Source organism: Alteromonas sp. 5E99-2, assembly GCF_017368475.1.
Classification (GTDB): domain Bacteria; phylum Pseudomonadota; class Gammaproteobacteria; order Enterobacterales; family Alteromonadaceae; genus Alteromonas_F.
This window is the reverse complement of record NZ_JAFNJE010000012.1, coordinates 38503-54053: the sequence shown is the minus strand read 5'-3', so window position 1 is coordinate 54053 and position 15551 is coordinate 38503. Positions and strand designations below refer to the sequence as shown.

Sequence of the window (15551 nt, the reverse complement as noted above, 5' to 3'; positions counted from 1 at the left end):
CTTTTCTCTAACGGTACACCAATATGAATATTGATATCGCTAAAGGGAAGGTTGTCCTTGTTTTTTATTGTAAAAATAATGTTTCTCCATACATCTAACTCGTTAAAACGACGGCATACTTTACTTGAAACTAGTCACAGTGCCAAATAATGAAAGACTTAAATTAAGACACTGAAGCCTTTATTTTTCTCAACGCTTGATAGCAGGAGTTTCTTAAGCTGTCTGGACGTAAAGTGATACAGTGAAGGAAGTAACTGCGATTTGATAAGCTGCGCTTATATTGGCTATCACCTCCCATGAAATCGTAATTTTCATATCCTATTAAGGAATAGTGGGTAATAGCTAAAGCATGCATAACCAAACCAGGTTGGTAGCGATTATTGTCATCACAATAGTTTATAGCCGATAAGTAAAATTTTATATCTGTTACCCCCACCATGTAGTACAGGTATCCAAGCTTTATATTACCCGCGTTAAAAATCAGGGTTTCAATTCTGTAGTTTTCAGTTGGATTCTGCTGTAGGTATTGATGAAAATCGATAAATTGAGGATTAAAAAAGCCGCTTTTTTGACTTTCATCATTCCACCTTTCTTTGTGCCAAACACTAAGTTGCTTCCAATCATCAGAAGATAGGGTGTTTTTTACAGGCTCTATTGTAACGGTACCATATTGCTTTTCTATATAGCGCATTGCTCGCCTGAGTGTACTGCGGGTGTTTTTTGTCAAGCCTGCTAAATAAGTGTCAAATGTGCTCGTATTTTTTCCAAGCGATACGGAATAGGCAGGCACTGCCTCTATGTCAGTTTTAACGTTAGGCAGATTTTGCCAAATATCTTTTTTTAACGTCAATGACAAAACACATTCATCAATGTCTTGCTCTTTCAGCCATTCATTGAATAGTTGGCTGCAAGGCTGCCGATGTTGCTCATCGATCAATATGTCATTAAATTCTATCCAAGGCTGATCAAGCTCGAACAGCCCTGTTTTATTTATGTAACTTTGGCGAATCTGGATACCTGAAACACGTTTAGTGTGAGTACAAAAGAACGCTAAACCAACCACGATATTTTCACGTTTAAACTCGATTAGCTTTGGGCTCAAATGTTGACTTTGGCGTAACCAGTTTCCTATCCAGAACCAGCTTAAAAAAATATTTTCTATATCTATGTCTGACTCAAGTTTTACCCATTTTTTCTCAACAGAACTGAATTCAACATGGTCGATAACCGATATAGAATACTCAGTCATTATTACAGCCGTTGCGTTAGGCGTGTAAAGATCGCTTTTTCTGACTCCGATTTCGGTGTCAACTTGTCGAGTAATGATTTTGCTTCATGATTCTGTTGTTGTTCAATTAGTATTTCGGTTAATTGCAGTAGCATTTCTGTGTTATTGGGCGCTTTTAATAAGGCTCTTTCAATGTACCTTTTACTCTCTTCAAAGCGTTTTTGTTTCATTAGTACAAAGCTAAATGTGCTTAATGAATAAGGTGATTGAGGTTGTAATTGCAAGGTGCGCATAGCCAAATTTTCTGCGTTTTCTAAATCGCCTTTTTTAGCTAATAAATTGGACAAATTATTTAGTACAACAAAGTTGTCTGGATTCTTTTTGTCTAGAATTTCATATTGTTGTATGGCTTCTGCAATTAAGTTATTTTTTGATGCATATTCAGCAATAATAAAACGTTCGTAGTATGCATCGGGGGAATTTACGATTTGATTTTTTAGGAGGTCCAGGCCTTCTTTATTTCTGCCCAATTTAGCATGAGTGAAAGCAAGTATTCTCGCTGTAGAAAATGTTGGTTTAGCAATGTAAGCGCTATTTATAAGTTCGAATGCTTTAGCATATTCGCCTTTGTTATAGGCTATAGTGCCACTAATTTGCGCAAACTCTGGTATAGATTGACTCTTTTTCGGAATATTTCGGAGTACGGCTTCGGCTTTATTCTGTTCCCCTAAATTAACAAGAAAGTGGGCTTTCAGTACGTGTAAGTTATCGTCTAAAGGGAAGTAGGTTAAAGCATCATTTGTGGCCGCAAGAGCCTGACTGTAATCTTTTAAATACTGTAGAGTAATTATATACCTATGCCAAGATCTAGAGTGTGTTGGAAAAGCTTGAGTCCAATTGCGGTAGTTTTCTGAAGCTTCGTCAAAACGTTTCGTTTTGAGAAAGGCTTCACCCAAGGCCATAAATTTGCTGTAGTGAGCAGGTGTTTTACTGCTTTTTAGCAAAGTTACCGCTTCTTGATTTTTACCATCGCGCATTAAAAAATAGGCTTTTGCCGCAATAGGTGTGGGAAGTTCTGGGTGCTCATTAATATAAGAGTCTAAAAATGATAGAGGGTCTTTATTATTTGCGAGAAGTAAGTTTGAATAATCAATGATGACTTCAAAATTGTTAGGGGATGCATCTAAAATTTGTTTTGCAATGTCGAGTGCTTTATCGGTTTTGTCTGCACGCGCGTTAGCAATTAAAACATAGTAGCTAATATCCTCATTGTCAGGAGCCAGTTTGTGGGCCTTTTCAAATGCGGCTTGGGCTTTGTCTTCTTGTTTATCATCTAAATAAAGTAGACCTTCTAGCATTATCCCCGCGAGAGCTTCTTTTTCTTGAAGTCCTTTCGCCACTTGAATCGCACTTTCAATACCATTTTCTTTATATTCAGCTGAGGCTTTCAAAGTCCAGGCATCGACTATATTGGGGTTGATTGAGAGTAATTTACTTAAGGTTTTAATTGCTGCTTCGTTATCGTTATCAAACTCGACTATGCTCTTGCTTAACAACGCTTCGGTACTTTCTGGATTTATAGAAAGGGATTCTTCAATGTACTTTTGTGCTTTTTCAGTGTCATTTAACTGGTAACTTTGGACCGCAGCGAGCGCGTAGATTTGCGCGCTTTCTTCTTTTTCTAAATCAAGGGTTTCTAATGAACCTGCTATTTCTTCAATGTAACCCAATTTAAATCTTACTTTAGCTAACAACCGGTGGGCAATATGGCTATTAGGCAAACGCTGTGCAGCCGCCACCAAATGCCGGTAAGCTGCTTCTATTTTATTTGTATGGTAAGCACTAACCCCGGCAATAAAGTGGGCTTTGGGTCGATCTATCCCCCCTTGAATTGCTAGAGTCGAAGCTTCAAAAGCGCCTTCAAATTCTTCGTTATAAAGTAATACGATTGAGAGTAAGTAATTTGCATAGGCACTTGATGGGTTAAGGTCAATGAGTAATTGTATTTGTTCAGCTGCGGCATCTATTTGCTGAGCGTTTATCATTTGCTCAGCAAGTAAGAATCTCAAAGGATGGTAAGTTTGGTATACTTCAAGAGCTTTATTATAAGATAAAATAGCGTTTTGATGATCTCCCAACATCGAATAAGCGGTAGCGCGGTAAAGTTCGTTTTCGAAGGGTTCGACATTTTCGTTTATTTCATCGTCACTTAGTGTTAATGCCGCTTCTGGGTTGTTGTTTATTAGTGCATCAAATATTTTTGCTAAAGATAAGTAATTCTGATCAGTCAGTTCGGAAGGGATAGGGATACTTTCTTTTCTATCTAATTGAGACTTAATGCTACTTACGTAGTAAAAAAAGGTACTTTGATTACTAAGAGAATTTCCTTCAGCAGTATAGGCGTCTAAGCGATTAACAAGGCGATTGTAGTCACTTTGATAATAAATCGACTTAGCTATGGCGTCGATTAATGGCTCGGCTAATGCGCCGCGCTCAATGGCTTTTTCGAGTTCTTTTTCGGCCTCACTGAATTGGCCCATAAGTAAGTAGATAGAGCCTAATTCTGCCCTGATTTCTGAATTTCCGGGCTGCTGTAATAGAACGTTTTTGTAGCTAATGACTGCAGATTGATATGCTTCAATCTCAACACTCTGCCTTGCTTCAGCTATTTGAGATTCGACGGAAGGCTTAGCACATGCAGAAAGCATAATGACTAAAAATAGAAAAAGAACCTGTTTCATGATCGTCCCTTGTGAAAAAATTTCTTATAATTAACAAGATAATATTACTAATTTAACCTAACAGCTACTTTAATCTTTCATGATACCTGCCTGGGGATAAAATGCCGTTTGGATCTAAGGATTGCTTTATTTTATTTACACATTTCCAGTAAGGTGTGTTTTTACTTAGCTTATGTTGCTCTTCTGTGGGGAGTCTGTAAGGTACAAATCCTTTATCTCTACCTTGCTCAATAAGCGCCGATAAGCATTGCTTTGCTCGTTGAGTTTCTTTTTCATTGGCTAAATTGAAAACAATGGGAACTGTAGAGTCGATGCAGTCGTGGCGTAAGTTTGTAAATGTAATGAATGGGTCAAAATCAAATTTTCTCATGGTAAGACGTACAAAGAGAACAAATTCTGTAAGTACTTCGGGATTCATTCTAATAAGGGGGGCGTACCAAAGTAGTCCACATTTATCGTGTGCAGGATGGAGTTTGTTTTCGTTTGAAGGTTGCGAAGCGCGGTTTCGCCAATACGCTAAAGGCAAAGCAACTTGATTCGGTCGGCCTAACATTATATCGACGCCTTGGTCGAGCTTGTGTAGTTTTGCTCGCACGGCATTCATTAAGGGAAAATGAGTAAAGGGTAAGTTCAATACAAATTTTGCTGCCTTTAAGACAAAGCCGTCAGAGTAGAGGGTTTTACCAAGGTGCTTTGATGCTTTATTGATATGATTCTTTATAGCGCTAACAAAAGCTTTTTCTCCGTAAATTGAGCCTACAATTAACCATTCAGGCGTTTGATTTTCATTTGCTAAGCGCAATAGTTGTTCGTTACTTAAGAATACATTTTCGTCTTTATCTATATTGGGGTTATCTACTGTCATTGACAGTAAACGCGCTCTGTCCATTAAATTGATAGAACCAATAGAGCCTGCATAGGTTTGCAAAATTTTCCGTATAAAAAGAACACTGTCTTCAAATTTGGAAGGGTCGAATATTTGAATATAAAAAGCAGAAAAATGAGAGGGATTTTTTGCTAAACGGAATGTCATTTCGCTGACAATACCTAAATTACTTTGAGTGAATAAGCCGTCAATGAAAGGACCCATCCCCCATTTAAATGATTTATCAATGAAATCGATTCCAGAATTGTCTAGTTCGCTAACTGCAGATGACAACTCTTCGTTACACATATCAGGTGCAGGGACAAATACTTTCATTGCCGTACACGCTGAAAAATGGTCGGTATGAGGCGTGATGCCATAACCACGCTCAACAGCATTGCTCACCACACTCGCGGTTGGGCCAGCGCCCGTAACAGGAACCATACAATCCCATTGGTTGTCATCCAAATAGGTACGCAATTCTTCTTGAGTTACTCCTGGCTCTAGGGTAATCAAGCCTAATTCTTTATCTGTGGGATAAATACCCTTTAAATTACTTAAATCTAAAACAACCATTGGTAAGGTTGGTGCATTTTTAGCTAAGCAACCATAGCCCCAATTTTTATTGCTGCTAACGGGAAGTATGTGGAAATTATTTTGATTCGCGAAAGTTAATGCTTTCGCGATAAATTCTCGTTTTTTTGGCCGTATGATGCCTATGAAATTAGGCGCATTGGCAAACGTAGTTTGCGTATAGTTTGGGTCATCGGATTGGTTAATCCATTCGCACTGATTTTGAGATGTAAATGCTTTACATAATTTGTGTATTAGGTCTTGTTGTTGCTCGCCCATGTCTTACTAAACTCATAATATCGAATTTGCTATGGCTAATAGTAGCCTACTTTGGTTGGATCACACTTAATTGGTCATCAATGACATCTTGAAGGTTATTTAGCATAACTCGAAAACCTGGGGACAAATTTTTGAACAATAAAGGAGCATTGATGTAATAAGGCGCGCGTGTGCCATGGTAATCGATAGCAGGGCCAATTTGTACGAACTTAATGCCAATGAAACCTAAGCTTCTGGCTAAACGAGGCTCCATCATTACAAATGCATGCTTTAAGCCTAAGCCCATTCCAAGAGATGCGGCGCTCATATACAAGCCAATTGCGATAAATGGGAAACAGCGAAGTTCATTTTCTGAATAGCTATTTTCATCAATAACCCCTGTCGCAGCACCTGCGAATTTATCCATTGCTCTTCGTCTGAATTGCGCAGGAACAGCTAGTCTAGAAAATTCACATATTTCCTCCCGTTTCATATTTTTAGGCGAGAGTTTTTCATCTGTGATCGAATGGGAGCAATATTTTTCTATAGGTAAAAGTTCACCTTCTTTTTGAGGAGTCACGAGGCGAATCGTACCAGCATAGTTTTCTGAGTTTAAATGTTTAATTAAACAGTGCTTAGAGAAGGCATCAAATTCATCTGTTTCTATGCCTTGTTCGTGTAAAGGCTCTAGCTTAAGCTCTTTACAATAAACATCATGGCGTATTTTGTATACTTCATCTTTCAAAGATTCACTTAGCGCAATTTGAGGACTTAAATATGATGAGAAGTGCTTAGATATCGCTTTAGCTTCTCTAAGCTTTTGATAATTTCTCCACGCTTTTTTAATGGATTTGGTAGTACTTAATAGTCTATTGTTATTTGAAGCCAATGGTTCAGCCCTTTCTTAATTTAAGTCGTTATAACTAAGTTGCATTTACTAAAAATACACTGAGAACTGCATGACGAAGTATTTGAGCAGATACTTAAGTATAGAACGGTGAGAGGAATGAGCATTAAACGCGGAGCTTTTTTTAACATTATTAACATATACGCTTAATAAATAAGCTAATTTAAATGGCACGTCTAATGTATAAATATGTGATAGGGAATACATGCCCATACGTATAACAAAACAAATGAAAGTTCGATGTAATGGCGATATTATGTATCCTCGAGGATACGATTGCGGTTCTGAGTGCTAATGAGGAATATGAACAGTGACACACTTAATGGGTAAAATGGGTTCGACACTTCTATTTCTGCTAAGTATAACGATAGTTGCTTTATCCAATGCTGTGGCAGCTGACTCTAATGCTATTGGCGTTATTAAGAGAGTGACACCTGCTGTTGTTGCTGTGGGTAAAAAAACACCTATTGAATATCGGGGGAGTCGAATAATCGGCACCGGTTTTGTTATTGGTAATGGTAAATATGCAGTAACAAATTATCATGTTGTTTCTGAGCCATTGTCAGTAGACGTAGTGCAAAATTATGTTGTGTTATCAGGTGAAGGACGGGACGTATCTGAGTTTATAGCAAAGGTTGTTGCAATCGACCCGGTACATGATTTAGCGATATTAGAAATTAATTCTAACTTGCCAGGTTTAACTTTAGGTGAAGACAAAATGCTTGATATAGGGACTGATATCGCATTTACCGGATTTCCAATAGGGGCCATTTTAGGTTTATATCCGGCAACTCATAAGGGAAGTTTGGCAGCAATAACGCCAGATGCAATACCTGCTAATAATGCCGATGTACTCACTCTTAGTTTGCTGAAACGTTTAAAGAAACCTTCGTTGATTTATCAATTAGATGCAACTGCTTATCCCGGAAATTCAGGCAGTGCTGTTTATAAACAGTCTTCTGGGGAAGTTGTGGGAATTATAAATAAAGTCATTGTTAAAGATACGAAAGAAAGTGCGCTGTCGAGCCCTTCTGGTATTTCCTATGCCGTTCCAGTTCGTCATATTAGGGCTTTGACAGAGAAACATAAATTAATCTGGCAGTGATTTTTCGTAGTGTTTACGGGTGGTTCTGCGAGCTAAAAAAAGCGAAATAACATGAAAATATTAGTTACTGGTGCTGCTGGGTTTATTGGTGCAGCAACAGCAAAAAAACTTATCGCTCGAGGAAATGAGGTCGTCGGCATTGATAACCTTAATGATTATTATGACCCGTCGCTGAAACTAGCAAGGTTGGATGACATAAGGTCTCAGACACAATCAGCTAATTTTTCATTTGAAAAGCTGGCAGTTGAAGACCGAGATGGGATGACTGCGCTGTTTGAAGAGCACAAATTTGATCGCGTAATACATTTGGCTGCGCAAGCTGGCGTGCGCTACTCTATAGAAAATCCTCATGCATATGTCGACTCAAATATAGTCGGATTTATGAATATTCTCGAAGGGTGCAGGCACTTTAAAGTAGGGCACCTTGTATATGCATCATCGAGTTCCGTTTACGGTATGAGTAAGGTGATGCCGTTCAGTGAAGAACATAATGTTGATCACCCTGTGAGCTTGTACGCAGCCAGCAAAAAAGCAAACGAATTGATGGCTCATACTTATAGTCATCTTTATAACTTACCTACCACAGGATTGCGTTTTTTTACTGTGTATGGCCCTTGGGGCAGGCCTGATATGGCGCCTTTTAAATTCACAAAATCTATTTTGAATGGCGACCCCATTGATGTTTACAATTTTGGTAACCACAGACGTGATTTTACTTATATTGATGATATTGTTGAAGGCGTAGTTCGTTCTTTAGATGTTACAGCAACGCCTGATGATAACTGGAACGCTGAATCGCCGAAACCGAACACCAGCTCGTCACCTTTTAGGGTATATAACATTGGCGCTCAGACGCCAGTTAACCTGATGGATTTCATAGAGGCGATTGAAGGTGAACTTGGCATTACTGCAGAAAAAAACTTGTTACCCATGCAACCGGGCGATGTGCCAGACACTTATGCTGATGTGTCTACACTGGTTTCTGCTACTGGCTACCGTCCTCAAACTCAGTTAAATGAGGGGATTGCTAAGTTCGTAAATTGGTATAAAGCTTACTATAAAGTGTAATTAAGCTGCACCTTTTGAAAAGTACTTATCTAGTTTTATGGGTAAGTACTTTTTAACGGTATCAAAGCCAGCATGATAGAGATCTAATTTTTGCTTAGCAGTCATTTCAAAATCTACTGCCGACGTAGTACCGGAATCAATAACTATGGTCTGGTGCCAAAAATTGGCGTTTACATATTCTCTTGACAGCGCATTCATGAACGTTCGTATAAGCATATGAATGTGCTGCGGCAATACAAAAAAAGTTCTTTTTTTCTGTTTGTTGGGGGCGGGCTTACTTTTTAGCCGAAAACAAATGTTAGGCGTTCCATCTCCTCTCCAGTCGTTAAATAACGCATCCTCAGCCAGAATTGCACCGTCTACAAGTAAGTAATCGTCAAAAACTTTTGAGCTGAATATGAGCGGAATCGACATTGAACACCTTACTGCGTAAGAGACTTTAATATTAGGTGTTGTTTCCTTGTTAAATACAACGGGGCCACCTCCGTTTAGATCTGTGGCGATGACATGAAAGTTATACGCTAAATCTGCAAAGGTCTTACCTTGTAGCTGATGGTCGAGCCAGTCTTCAAACTTTTTACCAGAAGACAGGCCGCCACTACGAAGTAGTCGTACAAGGGAAAAATCTTTAAAGTCTTTGAAATTTGTTTCCTGAGCCAATGTAAGCATTTGTTGTATAGACATGCCATTGGCATAGAGAGATGCAACAATAGCGCCTCCAGATATGCCTACGAGGGTATCAAATGACACGGGCAGGCGTTCTAGCGCAGCCAATATTCCAACGTGGGCGGAAAACCGAGTTCCACCACCTGAAAAAATAGGAACAATATTTCGATTCATTAAAAGAGCAATTAACCAATGTAATTTATTTTGAGTTTAGCATGTTTTTTTTACGCTATACGTGTCGGCTAACTCACTAATGAGTCTACGTAGCCAAATATGGCCGGGGTCATGATGCAATAGGGCGCTCCATGCCATTTTTAGTGCAATTGGAGGGATATCGAAAGGAGGGGGGGTTATTATAACATTGGGGTCATCAGTTATGGTTAATGCAGCTTTGGTTGGAAGTGTTGCGATAAGATGCTGGCTTTTGGCAAGTTGTAACGCGGCGTAGTAATGTCTGGTAAACACTCGAATGTTTCGTTGTCGCCCCAGTTTAATAAGTTCTGCGTCAACCCAGCCTAACTTTTGGACCTCAGAAGGATCTATTCCTACACCGACACCATAGCCGGTTTTACTTACCCATATGTGCTGAGCTGATAAATAGGAATCTAAGTCAAACTTGTTCACCAGCGGATGAGTTTTACTTAACACGCAAGAAAAAGAGTCATTCCAAAGCAGTTTTTGATGAAACGAGAGTGGTAGTTCGTCAAATTGGTTAATTGCCATATCAACGCGACCGTGTTCTACGTCATGGAATGTCACGTCGCTTGGGGTGATTAAATCTAATGTGATATTGGGTGCAAGGGTGGATAATTTTCCGATTAGCTCAATGATTAATGTTGATTCAGCGTAATCGCTAGTCATGATACGAAATGTACGAGAGCTGTGTTCAGGTTCAAATGCAAGAGTTGGCTGTACTGCACTTTCTAATTTACGCAAAACATCACGAATAATAGGTTGTAGCTCTAATGCACGGGAGGTAGGAGTCATACCTTCCGAGGTACGGACTAGTATAGGGTCACTAAACAAATCGCGTAAACGTTTTAGTCCATTACTCATAGCGGGTTGAGTGATCCCAAGCTGATTGGCTGCTTTAGTTACGCTACCTTCCCTAAGTAGCACATCTAAGTATACCAATAGATTCAAGTCTACTTTTGCTATATTCATATCGAAATACCTTTGTCACAATGATGCAATTGTAACATTTTTAAAGTATAGATTTTAAATTTAGAGGTTAGGTGAGCTTTTTTTAAATGTTTGCCTATAATAAAAACTGGGTTAATCAGGTTGATAAATATAGGTAAGCGATGAGTGGGATTCTTGACTCCGTAGATCAACGCACAAAGTTGGTAGGAGAAAATAGGCTAGAATTATTAATGTTTAAACTTGGAACAAGGCATGTGTTTGCAATTAATGTCTTTAAAGTTAAAGAAGTCATTAATGTGCCTCATATGAATGAAATGCCCGGTTCTCACTCTCATTTACATGGTGTCACTATATACCGTGGTACATCTATTCCTATTATTGATTTACGCGATGCAATTAAATTAAAACCGTCTCAAGATGTTGATCCTACAAAAGGGAACGTCATTATTACTGAATACAATCGTTCTGTTCAGGGTTTTTTGATCGCTGAAGTATTAAGTATCGCCAACACTTCATGGAAAGACATTCAACCTCCGCCTTCGAGTATTGGTAAAGCGAATTATCTGACAGCCATTACGCAGATGGAATTAAATGGTAAAAATGAAATTGTCGAAATTATTGATGTAGAAAAAGTGCTTGCCGAAATTGTCGAATACGACACAAGTATTTCTGAGGAAGTATTAGAACAAAGTTTAGCTGAACATATTAATGGGCAGACCATTCTTGTTGTTGATGATTCTCCCACAGCCCGTAAACAGATTAAAGACACCCTAGAACAATTGGGGATCAATATCATTGAATGTTCAGACGGACTTCAAGCTCTCAATCTTCTTCGTTCTTGGGCCGATGAAGGAATGGATGTATTAGAAACTATTCTTATGATGTTTACTGATGCTGAGATGCCAGAGATGGACGGTTATCGTTTAACATCAGAAGTGCGGGCTGACCCAAGGATCAGTGATTTATTTATAGCATTAAATACATCTCTAAGCGGAAGCTTTAACGAAGCCATGGTTGAGAAAGTAGGTTGTAATGCTTTTATCTCAAAATTCCAGCCTGATGGATTGGTTACCGTTGTGCAGCAACGAATGAGAGAAAAGCTTCAATCGTAGTTTGAACCAAGCTACAATTAATGTTCTTTTAATAGTGCCAAGGAATAATTCATGGCGTTCAGAACATTGACTGCTGCTTTCGCTGTTAGTGCTACATTTTTTTCTGTAGCTTCTTTTGCCAAACCTCAAGTAAGTCACACCCCAAAAAATATTATAATGGTTGTTGGTGATGGTATGGGCCCCGCTTATACATCCGCCTATCGGTATTATAAAGACCTAGACTTATCAAATGGCGTTGATCGAACAGTTCTAGACAACATCTATGTAGGCAGTGCCTCGACTTACCCTGCTGAAGAATCAGGCATAGTCACAGATTCAGCTGCAGGTGCTACTGCGTTAGCTACAGGATTTAAATCTTATAATGGTGCTATATCAGTAGATACTGATAGAAAGCCCCTTAATACAGTATTACGGCAAGCAAAGCGCAATGGTATGAGAACGGGCATAGCAGTGACGTCTCAAATTGTTCATGCAACGCCTGCGGCGTATGTCACTCACAATGAAAGCCGTAAAAACTATAATGAAATAGCGGACCATTTTTTTGATGACAGAATCAATGGTGAGTTTGTTGTCGATGTTATGCTAGGCGGTGGGTTGTCTTACTTTGAACGTGATGACCGAGACCTTGTCGCTGAGTTTATTGATGCAGGCTATCAATATACAGATTCCTATAACAAACTAGCAACCTATTCAGAAGGCCAAAGTTTGTTAGGTCTATTCGCACCTATTGGGCTGCCATGGGCATTAGATGACAAAAGGCCCCACCGTCTGTCTTATATGGCGGAACATGCAATTAAACACCTTGAAAACGAGAATGGCTTTTTCTTGCTAATAGAAGCAAGTCAAGTTGACTGGGCGGGTCACGCCAATGATATAGCAAGTGCAATGGCAGAAATGGATGACTTAGCGAAAACCATTGAGTTTCTTACAGGTTATGTTGAAAAAAATCCAGATACTTTAGTCGTTCTAACGGCTGATCACAGTACAGGAGGATTAACCATTGGAGCTAATAGCGACTATAAATGGGAGCCCGAGTGGATTCGAAATCTACAGTCTTCGGTAACTCAAATAGCCGAGAAGTTAGTAGATGAAACAATGCCCGCTGAATTTGTATCTGAACAATTAGGTTTTGAATTAAATAGCGATGAAAAATTGCAGATGACTCGTTTAGCCAAGATAGAAGAGTTAAGAGATAGGGAAGCTGGAATTAAGAAAATTATAGATATAAAAACGAATACCGGTTGGACAACAGGTGGCCATACTGGAGTGGATGTGCCTGTTTTTTCCATGGGCCAAGGTTCGCATTTGTTTGCTGGAAGCATCGATAATACAGAGATAGCAAAAACGATTTTCTCTTTCTTAAATAGCAAACCTAATGATCGTAAAAAGATAAAATCTAACAAGGATAAAGAGGAAGCTTGTAACTTTAAAACGTCTTGGGTTTGTTAGTTATATTCAGTTTATCAATGTAGAATTAAAAAAGGAGGCTAGCCTCCTTTTTTATTGGTTGATGAATTTGTCCATTTCTTCACCGGTTAATGTTTGTATTCTGGAGAACACAAACCATAGCGTCCCTAATAATAAAATCATACTTGGAATAACGATAACAGGGTAGCTAAGGGCAGTCATTCTGCCTAACTCTTCCGTATAGGCAGTTGTACCTGGCTGACTGACTAATATGGCTTTAGCTAATACATAATTCAAAACTGAAGACAAAAAGAACGAACTAGCAACAACGTAAGAGCTTATGGCTAGTACTTGTTTGAAAGCGACCTCGTTATTCGAGCGCGCAAGAGCCGCATTTAAGCTTTCCCAGTTAACGAGTTGATCGTTAAGTATGAGTACCTTAACTAATGGCTTTTGAGAAAACTGAGTAATTAACACGGCAATGCCAATCGCTGCAGGAATAGCCGCTTCTTTTATGGCTATATATTCAGCGGGCAATTTGAATAAGCTAAAGCCCCCTGTTAACAACACACTGATAATACCTAATATGGAAAAAGCGTTAACCTTACCCGACGCTTTTAAATCCCACAGTCCATAGCCAATAGGGAACACCAAGGCTACAGCAATAGACCACAGAGGGCCCAAATAATCTTCTGAACTTGCGTAGGTCATTACAAGGACAGGTATTGCGATATTAAATATTAAATTACCTAAAAAACCAGGTTTTTGTTTCGGTTCTGATTCGACCATAGATTTTTGCTTTGATGATATTGAAATTAGAGTATACGAAAATTAATCAGTACGTGCCATCACACTCTAGGAGCCGCGAACAATTTAGCTGCAAAAATACCACTAATAAACCCAGCTAAGTGATATTCGAAAGAAGTATTTGGTTGTGAAGGCAATACGCCCCAAATCATTGAACCATAGAAAATGGCAACTGCAATTGATATTAGTGTGAAGTAAACTTTTTTGCTGATCCAACCTGCTATTATTGAAAAGCCGAAGTAACCATATACTAGGCCACTTGCTCCAATGTGTAATGAAGGTCGGCCAAATATCCAAACTAATACTCCGCTTAATATTATGATTAAGCTCGTTGTCTTCCAGAACGTGTTATTTCCCCACTGCTTGCATAAAAACGCTAAAACAATGAGTGCACTAAAGTTTGCTAGAAGATGACTTAAATTTCCATGAAGCCATACAGACGAAAATATACCTGTTAAATGTTCAAGGTTTCGTGGAATAAGGCCGTATTGGTTTAACTGCCTGTGAGACAGTATGTTTATACAATCGGCTAGCGGAAAGCTAAAAAGAAAGAATAGAAAATATTTGGTGTTTTTCATTCTGTGATTATACAAAAAAATCCCGTGAATATAATTCACGGGATTTCAATTCTATAACTAATTTACAGTTAACTTATTTCTTGCTGCGAGAGCGAAGGCTAAGTAACAGTAATCCACCAGCTAGTAGTGCTAGACCTGCTGGAGCTGGAGTTTCAATAATTGGACGTTGGCTAAGACCGATAACGATGTTATCGAATTCTGCAGCAACACCTCTTGTGCTGAATACTAACGTATCAAACTGGTCTTCAAAATCAAATTCAATTTCTACATAAACATTTGAATTATCGTCTAGCTGGTCTCCACTTGTACCGTCAAGTTGTGCTAGTAATTCAACACCCGTTAAAGTAGCAACTTCTACACCGTTAGAGAAAAACGTAAAGTCGTTAAATGTATCAACTGAACCCCAGTAAAAACCTAAGTAAGTAATACCAGTATCGCCATTTTCACTTAAAAGCTGTGAGTAATCAAACGTTACTGACGCTTCTTCATTCGTACCTAAATCGGCATTTGTTACATAACCGAAGCAAGTTTCATCATTTGCAGGAGCTGCGCCAACACCTACGTTAGTACCAGAACGTACATTTAGAACATTGTCTGTATCATCTGCAGCTGAAGGAGTAACAGAAACACCAGAGATACCACCACCAAGTGAATTTACAGCACACTCGCTATCGAAATTTTCAGTATCGCTGTTTGCGTTAAATCCTGTTTCACCTAAAAGTTCATCAGGTGTACCTGGAATTTGGTCAAACGTTTCAATGAAGAAACCATTAGTACCTTGAGGGTCTAAAGGATCGATGAATTGACTAGTTAGGCCTGAAGAGTCAGTAGCAGTAACACCACTAGTGAAGTTAATTTCTACAGCAGAAGCTGTAAGTGATGACGCGCTGATTAGAGCGGCTAATGCTAGTTTATTAAATTTGCTCATTACTGTTTTCCTAGAATATTGCATTTTATAAAGTCTAACCAGAATAAGCATTTACTGTGCCATTTTTGTTTTTTCTTTTTGATTCAATAGTTTAGTCTTTTTCGCTTGTGATGTTTCAGGAATGATGTAAAAAAATCTGACAAGGCCTCATGCTATTTACAATCG

The 15551-nt window shown here is 38.8% G+C and carries 13 protein-coding genes; 4 read left to right on the top strand and 9 right to left on the bottom strand.

Annotated elements, in window-relative coordinates:
* Nucleotides 1-163: 163 nt before the first annotated feature.
* The 4 genes from J3L16_RS12670 to J3L16_RS12655 all read right to left on the bottom strand — a co-directional run bounded on the left by J3L16_RS12670 (nucleotide 164) and on the right by J3L16_RS12655 (nucleotide 6512).
* The gene (locus J3L16_RS12670) at nucleotides 164-1249 is read right to left on the bottom strand and encodes a GNAT family N-acetyltransferase (RefSeq protein ID WP_207613359.1); all 1086 of its coding nucleotides are present in this window, start codon (nucleotides 1247-1249) and stop codon (nucleotides 164-166) included.
* 2 nt (nucleotides 1250-1251) lie between these two features.
* Entirely contained in the window at nucleotides 1252-3969 is a 2718-nt protein-coding gene (gene prsT, locus J3L16_RS12665) for an XrtA/PEP-CTERM system TPR-repeat protein PrsT (protein WP_207613358.1), read from the bottom strand.
* Between the two features lie 64 nt (nucleotides 3970-4033).
* Nucleotides 4034-5686, bottom strand: coding sequence for an FAD-binding protein (locus J3L16_RS12660; protein WP_207613357.1), 1653 nt, complete (start codon nucleotides 5684-5686; stop codon nucleotides 4034-4036).
* A gap of 46 nt (nucleotides 5687-5732) precedes the next feature.
* Nucleotides 5733-6512, bottom strand: coding sequence for a PEP-CTERM/exosortase system-associated acyltransferase (locus tag J3L16_RS12655; RefSeq protein ID WP_347564672.1), 780 nt, complete (start codon nucleotides 6510-6512; stop codon nucleotides 5733-5735).
* Nucleotides 6513-6882: 370 nt separating this feature from the next.
* On the opposite strand from J3L16_RS12655, the gene J3L16_RS12650 reads away from it, so the two are divergent.
* Together J3L16_RS12650 and J3L16_RS12645 are read left to right on the top strand one after the other, a co-directional pair.
* On the top strand, nucleotides 6883-7677 hold the full coding sequence (locus J3L16_RS12650; RefSeq protein WP_347564669.1) for a serine protease: 795 nt from the start codon (nucleotides 6883-6885) through the stop codon (nucleotides 7675-7677).
* A gap of 51 nt (nucleotides 7678-7728) precedes the next feature.
* Nucleotides 7729-8745, top strand: coding sequence for an NAD-dependent epimerase (locus tag J3L16_RS12645; RefSeq protein ID WP_207613355.1), 1017 nt, complete (start codon nucleotides 7729-7731; stop codon nucleotides 8743-8745).
* Here J3L16_RS12645 and J3L16_RS12640 read toward each other — a convergent pair whose 3' ends face one another.
* Both J3L16_RS12640 and J3L16_RS12635 read right to left on the bottom strand, forming a co-directional pair.
* Complete coding sequence (locus J3L16_RS12640; RefSeq protein WP_207613354.1) at nucleotides 8746-9585, bottom strand: patatin-like phospholipase family protein; 840 nt, start codon at nucleotides 9583-9585, stop codon at nucleotides 8746-8748. It abuts the gene before it with no gap.
* A 36-nt stretch (nucleotides 9586-9621) separates the two neighbouring features.
* Complete coding sequence (locus tag J3L16_RS12635; RefSeq protein ID WP_207613353.1) at nucleotides 9622-10575, bottom strand: LysR family transcriptional regulator; 954 nt, start codon at nucleotides 10573-10575, stop codon at nucleotides 9622-9624.
* A gap of 140 nt (nucleotides 10576-10715) precedes the next feature.
* Between J3L16_RS12635 and J3L16_RS12630 the strand changes: the two genes are divergently transcribed.
* Complete coding sequence (locus J3L16_RS12630; protein WP_207613352.1) at nucleotides 10716-11666, top strand: chemotaxis protein CheV; 951 nt, start codon at nucleotides 10716-10718, stop codon at nucleotides 11664-11666.
* Nucleotides 11667-11717: 51 nt separating this feature from the next.
* Entirely contained in the window at nucleotides 11718-13115 is a 1398-nt protein-coding gene (locus J3L16_RS12625; protein WP_207613351.1) for an alkaline phosphatase, read from the top strand.
* A 51-nt stretch (nucleotides 13116-13166) separates the two neighbouring features.
* On the opposite strand, the gene J3L16_RS12620 is transcribed toward J3L16_RS12625, so the two are convergent.
* The 3 genes from J3L16_RS12620 to J3L16_RS12610 all read right to left on the bottom strand — a co-directional run bounded on the left by J3L16_RS12620 (nucleotide 13167) and on the right by J3L16_RS12610 (nucleotide 15386).
* Nucleotides 13167-13862: a VC0807 family protein gene (locus J3L16_RS12620; RefSeq protein WP_207613350.1), complete on the bottom strand. Its 696-nt coding sequence runs from the start codon at nucleotides 13860-13862 to the stop codon at nucleotides 13167-13169.
* Between the two features lie 59 nt (nucleotides 13863-13921).
* The gene (locus J3L16_RS12615; RefSeq protein ID WP_207613349.1) at nucleotides 13922-14458 is read right to left on the bottom strand and encodes a rhomboid family intramembrane serine protease; all 537 of its coding nucleotides are present in this window, start codon (nucleotides 14456-14458) and stop codon (nucleotides 13922-13924) included.
* A 73-nt stretch (nucleotides 14459-14531) separates the two neighbouring features.
* Nucleotides 14532-15386 carry a PEP-CTERM sorting domain-containing protein gene (locus J3L16_RS12610; protein ID WP_207613348.1) on the bottom strand — a complete coding sequence of 285 codons (855 nt, stop codon included), beginning with the start codon at nucleotides 15384-15386 and terminating at the stop codon, nucleotides 14532-14534.
* Nucleotides 15387-15551: the final 165 nt, after the last annotated feature.